Raw genomic sequence first — 18,281 nt, forward strand, 5'->3', positions numbered from 1 at the left:
GAAAGGCCGGTCGCCGTGCAGCCCCGTCTCAGCGTCGTCGTGCCCATCTACAACGTCGAGGAGTTTCTGGAGGAGTGCCTGGAGTCGATCGCGCGGCAGACCATCGACGGGCCGGGACGGCCAGGTGGTCCGGAGGGGCCGGGCGGCCTGGAGTGCGTCATGGTGGACGACGGCTCGACGGACTCCAGCCCCTCCATCGCCCGTGAGTTCGCCGCCCGGGACCCCCGCTTCGTCTACGTCCGCCAGCGCAACGCCGGGCTGAGCGCCGCCCGCAACACGGGTGTGCGCAAGGCGTCCCCCACCGCCGAGTTCCTCACCTTCGTCGACAGCGACGACGTGGTGCCGCACGACGCGTACGAGCGGATGATCGCCAGCCTGGACGGGACCGGCTCCGACTTCGCCTGCGGCAACGTCTGGCGGCTCACCGAGCGCGGCCGCTCCCAGGCCTGGCAGTACAAGTGGCTGACCGAGCAGCGCGCCCGTACGCACATCACGCGCGACCTCGACCTGCTCTCCGACCGCGTCGCGTGGAACAAGGTCTTCCGCCGCTCCTTCTGGGACCGCCACCGCTTCGCCTTCCCCGAGGGCAAGCTGTACGAGGACACGCCGGTGATGATCCCGGCGCACTTCCTCGCCGGTTCCGTGGACGTGCTCAGCGACCACGTCTACTACTGGCGCGTGCGCGAGGGCTCCATCACCCGCCGGCGCACCGACGTCAAGGGCGTGCGCGACCGGATCGCGGCGTGCGCGCACGTCTCCGGCTTCCTCGCCCGGCACGCGCCGGAGATGAGGAAGACGTACGACGCCTCCTGTCTGCGCGACGACTTCGTGTACTTCCTGGAGGGGCTGCCGATGGGCGGGCCCGAGTACCGCGCGGCCTTCATGACGGACGCCGCCGCCTTCCTGCGCCGCGCCGATCCGTCCGTGATCGCCGGGCTCCCCGTGGACCTGCGCGTCAAGTGGCAGCTCGTGCGCGAGGGACGCACCGCCGAACTCATCGACCTGCTCTCCTTCGAACGGGCCAACGGCACCGCCTTCCACGTGCGCGGCACGGTGCGCCGCCGCGCCTCCTACCCCGGCGTCGGCCGGCTCCCCGAGAAGCTGACGCGCGTCGGACGGCACGAACTGCCCGTCGTGGCACGGGCCGGCGAGGCGCGCTGGGGCGCCGACGGGAAGCTGCGGATCAGCGGATACGCGTACGTGCGCAACCTGGAGGCGACCCGGCCCGGGCACTCCGTGAAGGCCGGGCTGCTCAAGTCGGTCCGCAGCAAGCGGGAGTTCCGCCGCGTGCCGACGAGGACGGTCGCCGCGCCGGAGGCCACCGAGCGGTCACGCCAGCGCCTGCACTGCTACGACCTGTCCGGCTTCGAGATGACGATCGACCCCGAGCAGCTGAGGACCGGCGGGCGGTGGCGGCCCGGCAACTGGCTGCTCGGCGTGGTCGTCGCCGGCCACGGCACCGTGCGGCGCTCGGCCGTGCGGGCCGCCGACGGCGGGTCGGCGCAGTCCCTGGTCCGCGAGCTGGACGACGGGCTGCGCCTCGTCCTCGGCCACAGCAAGGGCCGGCTCGTGCTGCGCGTCCAGGAGTACGCGGCCCGTGTGGAGGCCCATCGGCGCGACGGGGGTGACGTGGTGCTGAGCGGCAGCCTGCCCGGGCGGCTGCGTCCCACGGCCCTGCGGCTCACCCACAAGCACTCCGGGACCGAGGTCGAGTCCCCGGTGGCCCGCGCCGACGACCGCTTCGAGGTGCGCGTACGGCTCGCCGACCTGGCGCGGGTGGCCCCCACCCCGCACCTGGCGCCCAAGGAGGTCGAGCCGCCGCACGGGGAGCGCTGGCAGGCCAACCTCGTGCTGCCCGACGGCACGTTGAAGTCCCTCGCCGCCACCTTGGACCTGCCCCCCGGGCGGTACGCGACGGACACCGGGCGCGAGCTGTGCGCCACGGCCAACGACCAGGGGCAGCTGGTCGTGGAACTGACCCGGCAGCCGGTCGCCGACCGCATCGCCTGGGGCGCCGACGGCACGCTGACCGTCGAGCTGTCGGCCACCGGCGCCGGCTGGCCCGAGGCCGAGTTCGTCCTGCGGCACAGCGGCCACGACGAGGAGCTGGTGGCCCCGGCCGAGCGGACCGGCGACCGACTGCGCGCGGTACTCGCACCGGGGGGCGGCGCCCTGCGGGAGGGCCGGTGGTACGCCTTCCTGCGGGAGACCGGGACGGGGTCCGGCGGGGCCGGGGACGGTCGGCCCGGGGCCCGGGACGGACACGGTGGGGCCCGGGACGGACACGACGGAGACCGGGACGGGCAGGTCGGGGTCCGGGACGGGCAGGTCGGGGTCCGGGACGGACACGGCGGAGACCGGGGCGGGCAGGTCGGGGTCCGGGGCGGACACGGCGGAGACCGGGACGGGCACGGCGAGGGGCGGCGGCGTGACGACGGTGTGCCGGTGCGGTTGCTCGCCTCGGTGGCGGCCGCGCTGCCCCTGCACCAGGAGGTCGAGGGGCGGGAGTTCACGGTGGACCGGCGGTTCGGCGACCGGCTGCTCGTCGAGGCGGGGTCCGTCCTCGCCCGCTCCGAGCGCGGCGCCTACCGGCAGCACCGGCTGCGCACCGCCCACTATCCGGGCTGCCGCGAGCGGCCCCTGACGGACGCCGTCCTCTACCTCGACGGCGACTCGCCCCGCGCCGTCCACGAGGAGCTGGTGCGGCGCGGCGCCGAGGTGGAGCACCTGTGGGTCACGCACGACCAGCAGACCCCCGTCCCGGCCGGCGCGAAGGGCGTGGAGCAGTACAGCGCCGCCTGGTACGAGGCGCTGGCCCGCTGCCGCCGCATCGTCGCCTCGGGCCACCTGCCGGAGTTCTTCGAGCGCCGCGAGGGCCAGACCGTCGTACAGACCTGGCACGGCGCCCCCCTCAAGCGCATCGGCACCGACCTGACCGACACCCTCTACGCCGACCACGGCCACCTCGACGCCCTGCCGGGCCTGTCCCGCCAGTGGGACGTGCTGGTCTCCCCCAACCGCTTCTCCACCCCCCACCTGGGCCGCGCCCTCGCCTACGACGGCGAGGTCCTGGAGGCGGGCTCGCCCCGCAACGACGTGCTCTTCGGCGACGACCGCCACAAGGTCGCCGACCGGGTGCGCCGCGAGCTGGGCGTCGGCCCGGACAAGCGGATCGTGCTGTACGCGCCGACCTACCGGGACCATCTCGCGTACGCCCCGGGCCGGTTCCGCTACGAGCCGGCGCTGGACTTCCGCGCGGCCGAGTCGGTGCTCGGCGACGACCACGTCCTGCTGGTGCGCAAGCACCCGCTGACGTCGGGCCGGCTGCCGGGCGCCCGCGCGCCCTTCGTCCGCGACGTGTCGGCCCACCCCCGGGCGGCCGAACTGCTGCTGATCGCCGACGTGCTGGTCACCGACTACTCCGCGCTGATGTTCGACTTCGCGCACACCGGGCGTCCGATGCTCTTCCACGCCTACGACCTGGAGCACTACCGCGACACGGTGCGCGGCTTCTACCTCGACTTCGAGACGAGCGCCCCGGGCCCGCTGCTCGCCTCCACCGGCGAGGTCGTCGAGGCGCTGCGCGACCTGGACGCGATCGCGGCCCGGCACACGGACGCGTACACGGCCTTCCGCGAGGCCTACTGCGATCTGGACGACGGCGGGGCCGCCGCCCGGGTCGCGGAGAGGCTGATGCGGTGAGCGGCACGCTCATGGCCCGCCGGACCCTCCACGGCGCGACGGCCCTCGGCGGCACCCCCCGCTTGCGCCCCTCGCCGTACCTGGTCTTCGGCGGGCTGTTCTGGCTGGTGATGTCGCTGGCGTTCTGGCGGGTGCCGATGTGCTGCGACTTCGGGCAGCACGCGGCGGTGGTGGAGCGCCTGAAGGCGGACCTCCTGCACCCCTCGCACCCGATGGCGGACCTGCCGGGCCAGGGCAGCGCGTACTACTCGCCGTACGCGGTCGCGCAGGGCCTGTTCGCGCGGGCGACGGGCCTCGCGGGCTGGGAGGTGGTCAAGGTCGCGGGCCCGCTCAACCTCCTCGTGCTGCTCACCGGCATCGGCCGTTTCGTGCGGGTGCTCACCCCGCGCCCGTGGGCGCCGGTCCTGGCACTGGGCGCGATGGTGCTGCTGTGGGGCACCCGGATGGCGTGGTGGAGCGGCTATCTGGGCCTGATGTCGATGACGGGGAACCTCGGCTACCCCTCGACCTTCGCGATCGGCCTGGCCTTCTGGGCGTGGGCGTGGGCCGGTTCGCTGACCCGGCACCCGGAGCGGGGCCTTTGGCCCTACGTGGGTCTCGGCGCCCTGTGCGGGCTCATCCTGCTCGTCCATCCGATCTCCTCGGTGGCGGCGGTGATCGGCGTCGTCGCCTTCGCGGTGTCCGGGCGCGTGCTGTGGCCGTGGGCGGCGACCGGCCTGACGGCGGTGGTCGGGGCGGCGCTGTGGCCGTACTTCAGCGTCTTCTCGCTGGTCGGTGACGAGAGCGTGGACTGGATCCACCGCCAGCTCTACACCGAGATGCCCCAGCGCTTCTGGCTGGCGCTGCTCGGCCTGCCCGCGCTGTGGCTGCGGCTGCGCAGGGACCGCAGGGACCCGCTGGTCGTGATGTTCGCCCTGGAGTGCGCGGTCGTCGCCTACGGCTGGTTCAGCGGCCACTACACCTACGGGCGCATCCTCGGCCTGACCCTGGTCCCGCTCCAGTTCGCGCTGGCCATCGAGCTGGCGGCGCCGCGCACCTGGGGGTGGCGGCGGGGCGCACTGGCCGGGGCGGCCGCGCTCGGGGCGTGCGTGGGGTTCTTCCAGATCCAGGCGGGGGCCGTGGTGCCCCGCGCGCTGGACCCCATCGGCTTCGACCAGCCACCGCGCTGGCCCGGTTACGGCTGGGCGAGTGGCCACATGCGCCCCGGCGACGTGGTGCTGACCGACGGCTACCGCCCCACCCGCTCCGTGCCGGGCCACGGCGCCAACCTCGTCGCCCCCGCCTGGCCGGACGCCTCGCTCGACGAGGACGTGCGCCGGCGGCGGCTCGCGGCCGTGCGGACCTATCTCTCCCCCGACTCCACCCGCGCGGAGCGCACGGCGATCGCCCGGCGCTACGACGTGCGGTGGCTGCTGCTCTCCCCCGGACAGAAGGTGCCGCCGGAGGCGGTGGTCGTCGACTGGAGCCGGCGGACCGGCGAGGTGCTCGCGCGGGTGGGCGGGGCCACTCCGACGAATGCCCCCCTAATCGGATAATTACGAGCAACCTATAAAATTTCCTCCGTGGACCGCATCCTGCCTCTCCCGACTGCCCTGAACACCCCCGCCCCTGACGCCCGCTCCTCCCGGGTCTCCGTCGTCGTGATCGGCTACAACGACGCGGCCCACCTCGCCGACGCGGTGCGCTCCGCGCTGGCCCAGGGCCCCGTCGTCCACGAGGTCATCGCCGTCGACGACTGTTCGAGCGACGGCAGCGCGGAACTCCTCGCCGGGCTCGCCGCGCGGGACCGGCGCGTGAAGGTGCTGCGCCGCGAGAGCAACAGCGGCGGCTGCGGCACCCCCCGCAACGACGGCATCGACGCCGCGTCGGCGCCGTACGTGATGTTCCTCGACAGCGACGACGTGCTGCCGCCCGGCGCGGCCGCCGCGCTGCTCGCCGCCGCCGAACGGCACGGCAGCGAGGTCGCGTCGGGACTGTGCGTGCGCCGCGAACTGCCCTCCGGGCGCGACGTGCCCTGGCAGCCCGAGCTGTACGCCAGGGCCCGGCTCGTCGCCCGGCCCGAGCTGCGCGCCCGCCTCGTCCACGACACGCTGTGCGTCAACAAGCTCTACCGCGTGGACTTCCTGCGCGAGCACGGCATCCGCTTCCCCGAAGGCCGCTTCGTCTACGAGGACTTCGTCTTCACCGCGCGCGTCCTGGCCGCGGCCCCGCGCATCGCGCTCGTCCCGGACACGGTGTACGTGTGGCACGTGCGCCGCGCCGCCGCCAAGCTGTCGATCTCCCTGGACCGCTCCGGCATCGCCAACTGGCGGGCCCGCACGGAGGCCCACCGGCAGTCCGTGGAGATCCTGCGGGACGCGCGCGGCAACGGCGGCAAGCGGCTCGCGCGGGCGGCCCGCACCAAGTTCCTCGACCACGAGCTGCGGATGTACACCCGCGAACTGCCCGCGCGCGGCGAGGAGCACCAGCGCGAGTGGTGGGCGCTCACGCGCGCGTACCTGACGACGTTCGACGCCGCCGACCTCGACGCGGCGCCCGCCCCCGGCCGCGTCATCGCGCGCGTCGTCCTCGCCTCCGAACGCCCCCGTGACCTGGCCCGGCTCAAGCAGGTGGCGGCGCGCCCGGCGCGGCTCGCCCCGCCCTATCCGAGGGCGGCCGACGCCACGCCGGTGTGGGCGGACGACCTGCCCCAGGTCACCCTGGAGCACCTGCTCGTGCGGCCCATGCGGCTGCTGCCCCTGGCGGTGGACGGCGAACTGCGTCCGCGCGCGGGCGGCGCCCGGCTCACACTGCGGCTGCGCGAGCTGTACGGGCGGGTGGCGGACGCGGGTCCCGCCACCGTCGACGTCGACCTGGTCCACCGGCACAGCGGCCGCACGGGCCTGCGCCGTACGGCGTCATTCGGCGCCGAGCGGCCCGGCGAGACCTGGGCGGCCACGGTCCTGCTGGACCTCGCCTCGCTGGCGGGCGGGGTGTGGGACGTGCGGCTGCGGGTGCGCTTCGCCGACGGGACGGTGCGCGAGACGACCGCGCACGCCGTCGCGGGGCCCGGACTGCTGCGCCGCACGGTGGTGCCGGGCGGCCGGCGCGGCATCCTCCTCGTCCAGCCGTACGCCACCCAGGCGGGCCACCTCTCCGTGCGCCTCGCCCCTGGTCCACGGGGCGTGGCCGGGGTGGCGAAGCGGCGCCTGGCCCGCCTGGTCCGCGCCGTCACCGGCCCGCGCGCCCGCTGACGTGCCCCGTACGCGCCCTCTGCGAGACTGCGGGTCCCGGAGCCGAGCAGACCGGGGCGGGCGGCACAGAGCACACGTACGACAGGACGGGACGCGACGACCATGACCTGGATGATCACCGGAGGCGCCGGATACATCGGAGCGCATGTCGTGCGCGCCCTGACCGAGGCGGGCGAGCGGGCCGTGGTCTACGACGACCTGTCCACCGGCATCGCCGACCGCGTCCCCGCCGGCGTCCCCCTGGTGACGGGCTCCACCCTGGACGCGGACCTGCTGGCCCGCACCCTCGAGGACCACGCGATCACCGGCGTCGTCCACCTCGCGGCGAAGAAGCAGGTCGGCGAGTCGGTGGAGCAGCCGCTGCGGTACTACCGCCAGAACGTGGAGGGCCTGCGGGTCCTCCTGGACGCGGTGGTGGCGGCCGGGGTCCCCTCTTTCGTCTTCTCCTCCTCGGCGGCGGTCTACGGCATGCCCGACGTCGACCTCGTCACCGAGGAGACGCCGTGCGTGCCGATGAGCCCCTACGGCGAGACCAAGCTGGCGGGCGAGTGGCTGGTGCGTGCCACGGGGCGCGCGCACGGCCTGGCCACGGCGTCCCTGCGGTACTTCAACGTGGCGGGCGCGGCCTCGCCCGAGCTGGCCGACACCGGCGTCTTCAACCTCGTCCCGATGGTCTTCGAGAAGCTCACGGCCGGCGAGGCCCCCAAGATCTTCGGCGCGGACTACGCCACCCCCGACGGCACCTGCGTACGCGACTACATCCACGTCGCCGACGTGGCCGAGGCCCATGTGGCGGCCGCCCGCAGGCTCGCCTCGGCGGTGCCGGGCACGGACCTCACCCTCAACGTCGGGCGGGGCGAGGGCGTCTCGGTCCGCGCGATGACGGACCTCATCAACGAGGTCACGGGCCACGCCACCACGGCCGAGGTGACCGCCCGGCGCCCCGGCGACCCGGCCCGCGTGGTGGCCTCGGCGGACCGCGTCGCGGCGGAACTGTCCTGGTCGGCCGAGCGCGACGTACGCGACATGATCGCGTCGGCGTGGGCGGGCTGGACGCGGCTGCACCCGGGGGCGGCGCCGAAGTAGCCGCCAAGGGGGCTCCTCAGGGCGCGCGAAGTGCCGCCTCAGACTGCGAAGTGCCGCCTCAGAGCGCGCGGAGTGCCGCCGCCGTGGCCTTCGCGAGCCTGCCCAGGTAGCCCTTGGGCAGGTCGGCGCGCACCACCACCGAGCGCCAGTAGAGCGGCCCCGAGAGCAGGTCGAGGGCCAGCTCCTCGTCGGCGCCCGCCCGCAGCTCGCCCCGCTCGACGGCGGCCCGCACGATGCCGCTCGCGACCCCGTGCTGCCCCTCCCGCAGTGCCTTCTGCAGGGCCTCGGCGATCTCGGGGTTGCGGGCCGCCTCGGCCTGGAGATCGGGGATGACCTGCGAGGCGACGGGGTGGCGCAGGGCGCGCGAGGTCACCTCGTACAGCAGCCGCAGGTCCCCCTCCAGCGAGCCGGTGTCCGGCGCGGGCAGGCCCTGGACCGCTATGGCCGACACCAGGTCGAGCACGAGGTGCAGCTTGGAGCGCCAGCGGCGGTAGACGGCCGTCTTGCCGACGCCCGCGCGGCGCGCGATGCCCTCGATGGACATGCGGGCGTATCCGACGGAGGCCAGCTCCTCGAAGACGGCGGCCCGGATGGCCTCGGTCTTGTCCGCGCGGAGCACGGCGGCCCCGGCGGGCGCCCTGCGGCGGGGCCGACCGCCCCCGGGGCCGTCCGCCTGTTCACCCTGCTGCCTGCTCGTCGTCATGCGGACAGCATAAAAGCGCGACGACGATACGGTTGCGTTCCGACGTGACGAGTCCTACGCTCGGCGTTGCGACGATACGGGTCCGTCCCGACGTGTGTCGCAGCCCTCCACAGCCTCCCCGAGCGAAAGCCACGCACGTGAGCCAGGTCCTCGACGCTCCCCCGCCTCCCGCCTCCGCGCAGGCGGCCCCCATGAGCCCCGCCGAGCTGGCCGCCCGGCACGGCCTGACCGTCAGCGGCGCCCGCCCCTCCCTGCCCGCCTACGTCCGCCAGCTGTGGCAGCGCCGCCACTTCATCACCGCCTTCGCGACCGCCAAGCTGACGGCGCAGTACAGCCAGGCGAAGCTCGGCCAGCTCTGGCAGGTGATGACCCCGCTGCTGAACGCGGCGGTCTACTACTTCATCTTCGGCGTCCTGATGGACACCAAGCGTGACGTGGACGACTACGTCCCCTTCCTCGTCACCGGCGTCTTCGTCTTCACGTTCACCCAGGCGTCCGTCATGGCCGGCACCCGCGCCATAGCGGGCAGCCTCGGCCTGGTGCGCGCCCTGCACTTCCCGCGCGCCTCGCTGCCCATCTCGCACTGCCTGCAACAGCTCCAGCAGCTGCTCTTCTCCATGGGCGCGCTGCTCGTCATCCTGCTCGGCTTCGGCGTGCCGCCGACGGCGTCCTGGCTCCTGGCGGTGCCGGTCCTCGCCCTCCAGTTCACCTTCAACACCGGCCTCGCGCTGGTCATGGCCCGGCTCGGCAGCAGGACGCCGGACATCGCGCAGCTGATGCCGTTCGTGCTGCGCACCTGGATGTACGCGTCCGGGGTGATGTGGAGCATCGACGCGGTCCTGAAGGACAAGCACCTGCCGCACGTCGTCCAGGTCCTCCTGGAGTGCAATCCGGCCGCCGTCTACATCGACCTGATGCGGTTCGCGCTGATCGACAGCTTCCACGCCGACCGGCTCCCGCAGCACGTGTGGGCCTGGGCGCTGGGCTGGGCCCTGCTCGCCGGGATCGGCGGGTTCATCTACTTCTGGAAGGCAGAGGAGACGTACGGCCGTGGCTGAGACCGAGACTTCCCCGGGGCCCGCGCCCACCGTCATCGTCGACCGGGTCGACATCGTCTACCGCGTGCACGGCGCCGGCGCCACGGCCGGGCGCGGCGCCGCGACGGCCGCCCTCGGCCGCATCCTCAAGCGCGGCGGGGCGCGTGGCACACGTACCGTGCACGCCGTCAAGAACGTGTCCTTCACCGCCCGCAAGGGCGAGGCCATCGGCCTGATCGGCACCAACGGCTCGGGCAAGTCCACCCTGCTCAAGGCAGTCGCGGGCCTGCTGCCCGTCGAGCGGGGCCGGATCTTCACCGACGGCCAGCCCTCCCTCCTCGGCGTGAACGCGGCCCTGATGAACGACCTGTCGGGCGAGCGCAACGTCCGCCTCGGCGGTCTGGCCATGGGCATGTCGCGCGAGCAGGTGCAGCGGCGCTACCAGGAGATCGTCGACTTCTCCGGGATCAACGAGAAGGGCGACTTCATCACCCTCCCCATGCGCACCTACTCCTCCGGCATGGCGGCCCGCCTGCGCTTCTCCATCGGCGCCGCCAAGGACCACGACGTCCTGCTCATCGACGAGGCGCTGGCCACCGGCGACCGCTCCTTCCAGAAGCGCTCCGAGGCCCGCATCCGCGAGCTGCGCGCCCGCGCGGGCACGGTCTTCCTGGTCAGCCACAACAACAAGTCGATCCGGGACACCTGCGACCGGGTGCTGTGGCTGGAGCGCGGCGAACTGCGGATGGACGGCCCCACGGCGGACGTCATGAAGGAGTACGAACGGTTCACGGGCGGCGGCAAGGGCTAGCCGACGCCCGCGCCGTCCCGCCGGGTCGCCGTCCCGCCGGGTCGCCGCGAGCCACCGTCCAAAACCGGACAGGTAGCCCTTTTGTCGCATCAATACCCGCATCCTTACACTATGGGAGCGTTTAGCAACAGAAGGAGTGCGCGTGCAGCCACGGCTGAGTGTTGTCGTCCCCGTCCACGACGTCGAGCTGTACCTCGACGAGTGCCTGGAGTCCCTGGCGGCCCAGACCTTCACGGACTTCGAAGTGGTCATGGTCGACGACGGGTCGCGGGACGGCAGCGCGGCCATCGCCGGGCGCTTCGCGGCGGCCGACCCCCGCTTCCGGCTGATATCGCAGGAGAACAAGGGCCTGGGCGCCGCCCGCAACACCGGTGTGCGGGAGATGTCCCCGCACAGCGAGTACCTCGCGTTCGTCGACAGTGACGACACGCTGCCCCCGACGGCGTACGCGCTGCTCATCGAGACGCTCGACGCGACCGGCTCGGACTTCGCGGCGGGCAACGTCACGCGCTTCCGCTCCGCCGGGTACGTCCAGTCGCCCGTGCACCGCGTGCCCTTCGCCACGACCCGGCTGCGGACGCACGTCTCCCGGTTCCGCCCGCTGCTGACCGACCGCACCGCGTGGAACAAGGTCTACCGCCGCTCCTTCTGGGAGAAGCACCGGCTCGCCTACCCCGAGGCCATGCTGTACGAGGACGCCCCCGTCAGCGTCCCCGCGCACTACCTCGCGGACGCCGTGGACGTGCTGAGCGAGCCGATCTACAACTGGCGCGAGCGCGAGAGCGGCGAGCGTTCCATCACGCAGAACCGCACGAACCCGCAGGGTCTGATCGACCGCGTGAAGTCGATCCGCATGGTGCGCGCGTTCCTGCTGGCCCGCGTGGACGACGACCCCATGTACGCCGAACACCTGCGGGTCTACGACGACAACGCGCTCGCCGAGGAGCTCCCGCTCTTCTGGAAGGTGCTGCCCGGCTCGGACGCCGCCTACCAGGAGGCGTTCCTGGAGCACGTGGGCCGCCTGGTGCGCGAGATCGGGCAGGACGCGGTGCGCGCGCTGCCCGTGCCGCACAAGCTGAAGCTGTACCTGACCGTGCACCGGCGCCTGGACGAGCTGATCGCGCAGCTGGAGTTCGAGAAGGAGCACGGCGGTTCGATCCCCGTCACCGGGACGCTGCGCCCCCAGGCCGACTACCCCTTCCTCGACCCGACGGTCCCCGTGCCGGACGCGGTGCTCCGCCTCGACCAGGAGCTGCGGCTGCGCAGCCGGCTCGACGAGGCCGCCTGGCACGACGGCAAGCTGTGGCTGTCCGGCTGGGCGTTCCCCCGCCAGCTCGGTGCCGAGTCGCGGGGCAAGGCCCTCAAGTCGCTGATCCTGAAGGAGAAGGGCAGCCGCCGCACGGTGCTCGTGCCGGCGCGCAGCCACATCGACCCGGAGGCCACCGTCGCCTCGGGCGCGGAGTTCCGGCACGCCGACTGGGCGGGCTTCGGCGCGCTGGTGAACCCCGCGCGGCTGCGCCGCCGGGGCCGGTGGGTCGACGGCCTGTGGCGGGTGCGGATCGCCGTCGCCGGCACCGGCATGACGCCCCGGCGCGGTCCGCTGCACGGCGCGGGCACCGGCTCCGGCCAGACGCCGCCCGCGCACTGGGTCACCGAGGACGTCCGGGTGGCCCCGCAGATCCAGGACGGCGAGCTGGCCATCCGCGTGGAGACGGCCCACGCGCGTGCCCTTGAGGTCCGCGCCGAGGGCTCCCACCTCGTCGTACGCGGCATCCTGCGCACCGCCCCCGACGGCGCGCCCCGACTGCGCATGCGCCACCGCGAGTCCGGCGCGATCCGCACCGTCCCGCTGGACCTCGGCGTCCCGCGCGACGGCCGCGTCCCCTTCACGGCCCGGGTCGGCACGGCGGCCCTGACGCGGGTGCGCGAGGACCACGAACGCCTGCGCCCGACCCAGGCGGAACGCTCGATCGCCCGCTGGGACATGTCGGTGGAGATCGTGACCGGCACCGGCACCGAGGCCGGCAACACCGGTGCCGAGCCCGCGTCGACGCGGCTGGCCCTCGTCCTGGACGACCGGGAGGGCTTCTCCGGCGCCCAGTTCCCGCACGCCGGCCGCGCCATGTACGCCCGGCGCAGCCCCGGCGGCTACCTCCAGTTCGTGGACCAGCCCGTCCAGCCCCTCGTCGACCGCGTCTCCGTGTCCCCCGACGGCACCGTCACCCTCACCGGCAGCTACCCCGCGCCGGGCGCCCACGCCCTGGACCTGGTGCTCCGCCAGACCTGGTCGGGCCACGAGTACACCTTCCCGGCCCGCGCCGACGACGGCCGCTTCGAGGCCCGTTTCGTCCCCGCCCCCACCCACCGCCCCACCGGCGGAATCCCGCTGCGCGCCGGCTTCTGGTGGCCGTCCGTCCGGCGGCCCGACGGCACCCGCACCGCCGTCCAGCTCGCCCCGCCCGTCCACGGCCACCTCCCCATGGAGGTCGAGGCGCACGGCAAGCGCGTCGAGCTCCAGGCCCGCCAGTACGACCAGTTGGCCCTGATGGCCCACTCCGAGCTGCGCCCCGACGAGCGCAGCCGCTACCGGCAGACGAGGCTGCGCACCGAGACCTACCCGGCCGCCCGCCACGAGCCGCTGCGCGAGGCCGTCCTGTACGACGTCTTCGGCGGCCGGATGTACGGCGACTCGCCGCGCGCCCTCCACGAGGAGATGGTCCGCCGGGGCCTGCCGGTCGAGCACCTGTGGGTCGTCAGGGACGGCCAGTGCCGGGTCCCGGCCACCGCGAAGGCGGTGCGCGTGCACAGCCCCGAGTACTACGAGGCGATGGCCCGCTCCCGCTACCTCGTCGGCAACACGCACTTCCCGCGCTGGCTGGTGCGGCGCGAGGGCCAGCAGATCGTCCAGACCTGGCACGGCACACCCCTGAAGCGCATCGGCTTCGACTTCGCCAACGACCACTTCGCGAGCACCCGGTACCTCGTGGACCTGGACCGCGAGCGCCACCAGTGGACGATGCTCCTGTCCCCGAACCGGTTCAGCACCCCGATCCTGCGCGGCGCCTTCCGGTTCGGCGCCGACGTGGACGGCGAGCTGGTGGAGACGGGCTACCCCCGCAACGACGTCCTGCTGGCCCCCGACCGCGCCGAGCGCGCCGCCCGCGTGCGCCGCGCGCTGGGTCTGCCCGAGGGCAAGAAGGTCGTCCTGTACGCCCCGACGTGGCGCGAGGACAAGCAGCGCCACCGGGGCGGCTTCCTCCTGGACCTGCGCCTCGACCTGGAGAAGGCGCGGCACGAACTGGGCGAGGACCACGTCCTGCTGGTGCGGCCGCACGCGCACGTCGTGGAGCCGGTGCCGGGCGCGGGCGACGGCTTCGTGTGGGACGTGGCGGGCCACCCCGACGTCATGGACCTGCTCCTGATCGCCGACGTCCTGGTCACCGACTACTCCTCGGTGATGTTCGACTTCGCCGTGACGGGCCGTCCGATGCTCTTCTTCACGTACGACCTGGAGCACTACCGCGACCGGCTGCGCGGCTTCTACTTCGACTTCGAGCGGCGCGCGCCGGGCCCGCTGGTCCCCACCTCCGACGACCTGATCGCCGCCCTGCGGGACGTGGAGGCGGCGAGCGAGCCGTACGCAGAGGCGTACGAGGCCTTCCGCGCCGCGTTCTGCGACCTGGACGACGGGCGGGCCGCGGCCCGTGTGGTGGACCGGATGCTCGCCCACCGAGGGGCGGCCGCCGTATGAGTACGCGGAAGGGGGGCACCGCCGTGCCCGGACGCAGTGACACCGCCGAGCCCGTGCTGAGCGTCGTCGTCCACGGGCGCGACGTCCAGGGCCGGCTGGGCGCGGGCCTGGACGCGCTGGCCGCGCAGGCCTCCCCCGGCGTCGAGGTGGTCGTCGCCGCGGTGGGCGCCGCCGCGCGGTCCGCCGCCGACCGGCCCGGCGTCACCGTCGTCCCGCTGCCCGAGGGCACGGGCGAGGCGGCGGCGCGGGCCGCGGGCGCCGAGCGGGCGGCCGGCCGGTGGCTGCACCTCGTGCCCAGCAAGGACACCGTGCCGACGGGCGCGCCCCGCATGGTCGCGGACCGGGTGGCCGCCCTGCCGGACGGCGTGGACGTCCTCGTCGCCGACCACGTCCGCTCGACGTGGCGCCACCAGGGCCTGCCGAGCCCCGACGGCGGGCACCTCGCCCGGCAGGGCCGCCGTGACCTGCCCCTCGCCGACTGCGCCGACCTGCTGCGGGTCACGCCGCTGCTGGGCGTGCGGGTGCTGCGGGCGGACTTCTGGCGGGCGCACGCCGAACGGCTGGCCGGGGACGACGAGACGTTCGCCGCGCACGCCGCGCTGCTCCTCGCGGACCGGATCGCCACGCTCGACCAAGTCATCCTCAACGTACGGGAGTTGCGGCCCGAAAGCCTGCCGCCGGTCCCGCCCGAGGCGCGCTTCGACGTCATCGCGCGGTACGAGTCGCTGCTCGCCCTCGCGGACGGCCTCGGCCTGCCGGCGGCGCCCCGCACCGCGCTCTACGACGTGATGGTCGGCGACTGCCTTCGGATCGTCGCCCGCGAGAAGCTGCCCGAGCCGGTGCGCGAGGAGTTCTTCCACCGCGCCGCGCGGGCCGCCGTCGCCCTGCGCCCCGAGGGGTATCAGCGGCCGGCCGGCCTGGAGGGCGTGCGGCGCCGCATCCTCGAAGAGGACGCGTACACCAAGTACCGCACGTTCCGGGCCGCCAACCAGCAGCGGCGCAAGCTGCGTTCGGCGGTGCTCGCGCGCAGGCACCAGGTGGGCGTGAAGGTCCGCGACCTGCGCTACCGCAGGGACCTGGAGCGCCCGGTCGACCCCCGCCTCGCCGTCTTCACGGCCTACTGGGACCGGGGCGTGGCGTGCAACCCGGCGGCCATCGCGGCCAAGCTGGCCGAACTCGCCCCGCACATCCACCCGGTGTGGGTCGTCTCGGCGGCGAACGCGCCGCTACTGCCGCCCGGCACCGACCACGTCGTGCCCGGCACCCGCCGCTACTGGGAGGTGATGGCGCGCGCCAAGTACCTGGTGAACAACGTCAACTTCCCCAACGCGATCGTCAAGCGCCCCGACGCGGTGCACGTCCAGACCCACCACGGCACCCCGCTCAAGCGCATGGGCCTGGACCAGCTCGACTACCCGGCGGCCGCCAAGGGCCTGAACTTCCACAGCCTGCTCGCCCGCGTCGACAAGTGGGACTACAGCGTCTCCGCGAACAGCCACTCCACCCGCATGTGGGAGCGCGCCTATCCGTCGCGTTACGAGTCCCTCGACCACGGCTATCCGCGCAACGACGTCTTCTACCGCGCGACGGCCGCCGACATCCGCGCGATCCGCGAGAAGCTCGGCATCGCGCCGGGCAGGCGGGCCCTGCTCTACGCGCCCACCCACCGCGACTACGAGGCCGCCTGGACCCCGCGCCTGGACCTCGCCACCCTCGCCGACCGCCTGGGCGAGGACACCGTCCTGCTCGTGCGCGGCCACTACTTCTACGGGGGCGCCGCCTCGCCGCTCGCGGGCCTGCGCAAGAGCGGCCGGGTCATCGACGTCTCCTCCTATGACCCGGTGGAGGACCTCTGCCTGGCGGCGGACGCGCTGATCACGGACTACTCCTCGATCATGTTCGACTACGCCAACCTCGACCGGCCGATCGTGGTCTACGCCGACGACTGGGAGACGTACGCGACGACGCGCGGCGTCTACTTCGACCTGATGGCGCAGGCGCCGGGCCACGTGGCGCGCACGCAGGAGGAGTTGACGGAGCTGTTCACCTCCGGCGCGTGGCGCGACGCGGCGGCCGCCAAGGCCCGCGAGGCGTTCCGCGAGCGCTTTTGCGAGTACGACGACGGGCGCGCCGCCGAGCGCGTCGTCCGCCGGGTCTTCCTCGGCGAGAGCGAGGACTCCCTGCCGCCGGTGACCCCGCTCGCCGGGCGCACCCCGGCCCCGACGCCCGAGGAGGCGACGCAGCGATGACCCCGATACCCGACGTGACGGTCACGGTGATCGTCTACAACGACGCGGAGCGCCTGCCGCGCGCGGTGGCGTCCCTGCGCCGCCAGACGCACGAGAACATCGAGATCATCATCAGCGACGACCACTCGACGGACGACACCCCTGCGGTGGCGCGGCGGCTGGCGGCGCAGGACGACCGCGTCACGTATCTGCGGCTGCCGGCGAACAGCGGCGGGTGCAGCGCGCCGCGCAACCGCGCCCTGGAGATCGCGCGCGGCCCGTTCCTGATGTTCCTGGACAGCGACGACGAACTGCCCGAGCGGGCCGTCGAGTTGCTCCTCGCGGCCCACCGCGAGCACGAGGTGGACTTCGCGATGGGCGCGGTGGAGCGGATCCGCGTGGACACGGGCCGCACCTCCACCTGGATGCCGCACCTGGTGGCCGAGCGCCGCACGGTGCACGGCATCGCGGCGGAACCGGCCCTGTTCTTCGAGCACCTGTCGACCAGCAAGATGTACCGCCGCGCGTTCCTGGACCGCAACGACCTGCGCTTCCCGGAGGGCATCCACTACGAGGACCAGCTGTTCTCGGCGCAGGCGTACTGCCTCGCGCGGGCCTTCACGGTGATCCCCGAGCCCGTCTACCGCTGGTACATAGCGCCGTACGAGGCGGCCGAAGCGGCGTCGATCTCCAACCAGCGCCACAAGCTGTCGAACGTCCGGGACCGCGTCCACGTGCAGCGCCTGATCGACGACTTCCTGACGTCGAGCGGCCACGGCGCCCTCCAGGAGGCCAAGGACCACAAGTTCCTGAAGCACGACTTCCGGATGTACGCGGGAGACCTCCCGTTCCGTGACGAGGAGTGGCTGACGGGCTTCGCGGACATCGTGAACCCCTATCTGGCGGGGCTGTCCCCCGGCGCGTACGCCCGTCTGCCCCGCGCGGAGCGGGTCGTCCTCCAACTGGTCCGCGACAACCGCCTGGCGGAGGCGCAGCTTGCGGCGCGGGGCCTCGGCCACGGGGTGGCGCCGCGCGAGACGTCGATGGACGCGGAGGGCCGCGTGTACTGGGGCGGGCGCGTCCCGCAGACGCCCTCGGCCCGCGCGGAACTCGACCTGACCGACCTGGGCCTGGACTCCCGCCCGTTCCCGAGCGCGCAGTTCCGCCACGAGATCACGCGGATCGAGCGGGGACCCGGCGCCAGGGTCGACCTGACCGTGCGCACCTACGACCCCGGCCTGCGCCTGCCCGTGGGCCCCCAGGTGGCGACCCTCCTCGTGGCCCCCGGCCACCGCCGCATGAAGACCCCCTTCCGCCTGGACCCCGTCCGCCCCGGCGTCTTCGAGGGCACGGCCCGCCTGGACCTGGCCCGGGCCCCCCTCCCCCTCGACGGCTTCGAGGGCGTCCGCCACCCGGTCCTGCAACTGACCTCCGGCGGCCTGCGCAACACGTCCCTGCTCCTGGCCCCGCTGACCTTCCCCACCCTGCGCGCCCGCATCGACTACCGCTCCGGCGCGACCCCCCACGAGGTCACACTCGAACCGGAGGGCCGCGCGACGGGCCGCCTCCAACTCCGCTGGACCCCGGTAGGAGTAACGGCCCACCTCATCCGCCCCCTCACACGCCGAGCCGCCGCAAAAACGGGCCCCCGACTCCGCAGAACAGCCCGCCTGGCGGCGAGCGTGCTGCGCTGAGACCCGTCCGGTACGCCGTGGCCGGGCGGGCGGCTG

General features: G+C 73.9%; 10 protein-coding genes. 9 read left to right on the top strand and 1 reads right to left on the bottom strand.

Annotation, left to right across the window (positions count from 1 at the left end; translation table 11 throughout):
• The first annotated feature begins 15 nt into the window (after positions 1-15).
• From ACZ516_RS05830 to galE, 4 genes are all read left to right on the top strand, one after another.
• Positions 16-3,702: a bifunctional glycosyltransferase/CDP-glycerol:glycerophosphate glycerophosphotransferase gene (locus ACZ516_RS05830; protein WP_469008663.1), complete on the top strand. Its 3,687-nt coding sequence runs from the start codon at positions 16-18 to the stop codon at positions 3,700-3,702.
• Positions 3,699-5,237, top strand: coding sequence for a hypothetical protein (locus ACZ516_RS05835; RefSeq protein WP_469008664.1), 1,539 nt, complete (start codon positions 3,699-3,701; stop codon positions 5,235-5,237). The genes ACZ516_RS05830 and ACZ516_RS05835 overlap by 4 nt, the downstream gene beginning before the upstream one ends.
• A gap of 36 nt (positions 5,238-5,273) precedes the next feature.
• Entirely contained in the window at positions 5,274-6,935 is a 1,662-nt protein-coding gene (locus ACZ516_RS05840) for a glycosyltransferase family 2 protein (RefSeq protein WP_469008736.1), read from the top strand.
• Positions 6,936-7,037: 102 nt separating this feature from the next.
• The gene (galE, locus tag ACZ516_RS05845) at positions 7,038-8,021 is read left to right on the top strand and encodes a UDP-glucose 4-epimerase GalE (RefSeq protein WP_469008666.1); all 984 of its coding nucleotides are present in this window, start codon (positions 7,038-7,040) and stop codon (positions 8,019-8,021) included.
• Positions 8,022-8,079: 58 nt separating this feature from the next.
• Here galE and ACZ516_RS05850 read toward each other — a convergent pair whose 3' ends face one another.
• Positions 8,080-8,724, bottom strand: a complete 645-nt coding sequence (locus ACZ516_RS05850) for a TetR/AcrR family transcriptional regulator (RefSeq protein WP_361076337.1) — start codon at positions 8,722-8,724, stop codon at positions 8,080-8,082.
• Positions 8,725-8,861: 137 nt separating this feature from the next.
• Here ACZ516_RS05850 and ACZ516_RS05855 point away from each other — a divergent pair, with 137 nt between their 5' ends.
• The 5 genes from ACZ516_RS05855 (at position 8,862) to ACZ516_RS05875 (ending at position 18,245) form a co-directional block, all read left to right on the top strand.
• Positions 8,862-9,782: an ABC transporter permease gene (locus tag ACZ516_RS05855; protein WP_361076339.1), complete on the top strand. Its 921-nt coding sequence runs from the start codon at positions 8,862-8,864 to the stop codon at positions 9,780-9,782.
• A complete protein-coding gene (locus ACZ516_RS05860; RefSeq protein WP_361076342.1) occupies positions 9,775-10,572 on the top strand; it encodes an ABC transporter ATP-binding protein in 798 nt (265 codons plus the stop codon). The genes ACZ516_RS05855 and ACZ516_RS05860 overlap by 8 nt, the downstream gene beginning before the upstream one ends.
• A 142-nt stretch (positions 10,573-10,714) precedes the next feature.
• A complete protein-coding gene (locus ACZ516_RS05865; RefSeq protein ID WP_469008668.1) occupies positions 10,715-14,323 on the top strand; it encodes a bifunctional glycosyltransferase/CDP-glycerol:glycerophosphate glycerophosphotransferase in 3,609 nt (1,202 codons plus the stop codon).
• Positions 14,320-16,572, top strand: coding sequence for a CDP-glycerol glycerophosphotransferase family protein (locus ACZ516_RS05870; protein WP_469008669.1), 2,253 nt, complete (start codon positions 14,320-14,322; stop codon positions 16,570-16,572). Before ACZ516_RS05865 ends, ACZ516_RS05870 begins: the two co-directional genes overlap by 4 nt.
• Positions 16,569-18,245: a glycosyltransferase family 2 protein gene (locus tag ACZ516_RS05875; RefSeq protein ID WP_361076351.1), complete on the top strand. Its 1,677-nt coding sequence runs from the start codon at positions 16,569-16,571 to the stop codon at positions 18,243-18,245. The genes ACZ516_RS05870 and ACZ516_RS05875 overlap by 4 nt, the downstream gene beginning before the upstream one ends.
• The last annotated feature ends 36 nt before the right edge of the window (positions 18,246-18,281 follow it).

The organism is Streptomyces sp. NPDC034037 (genome assembly GCF_055575715.1).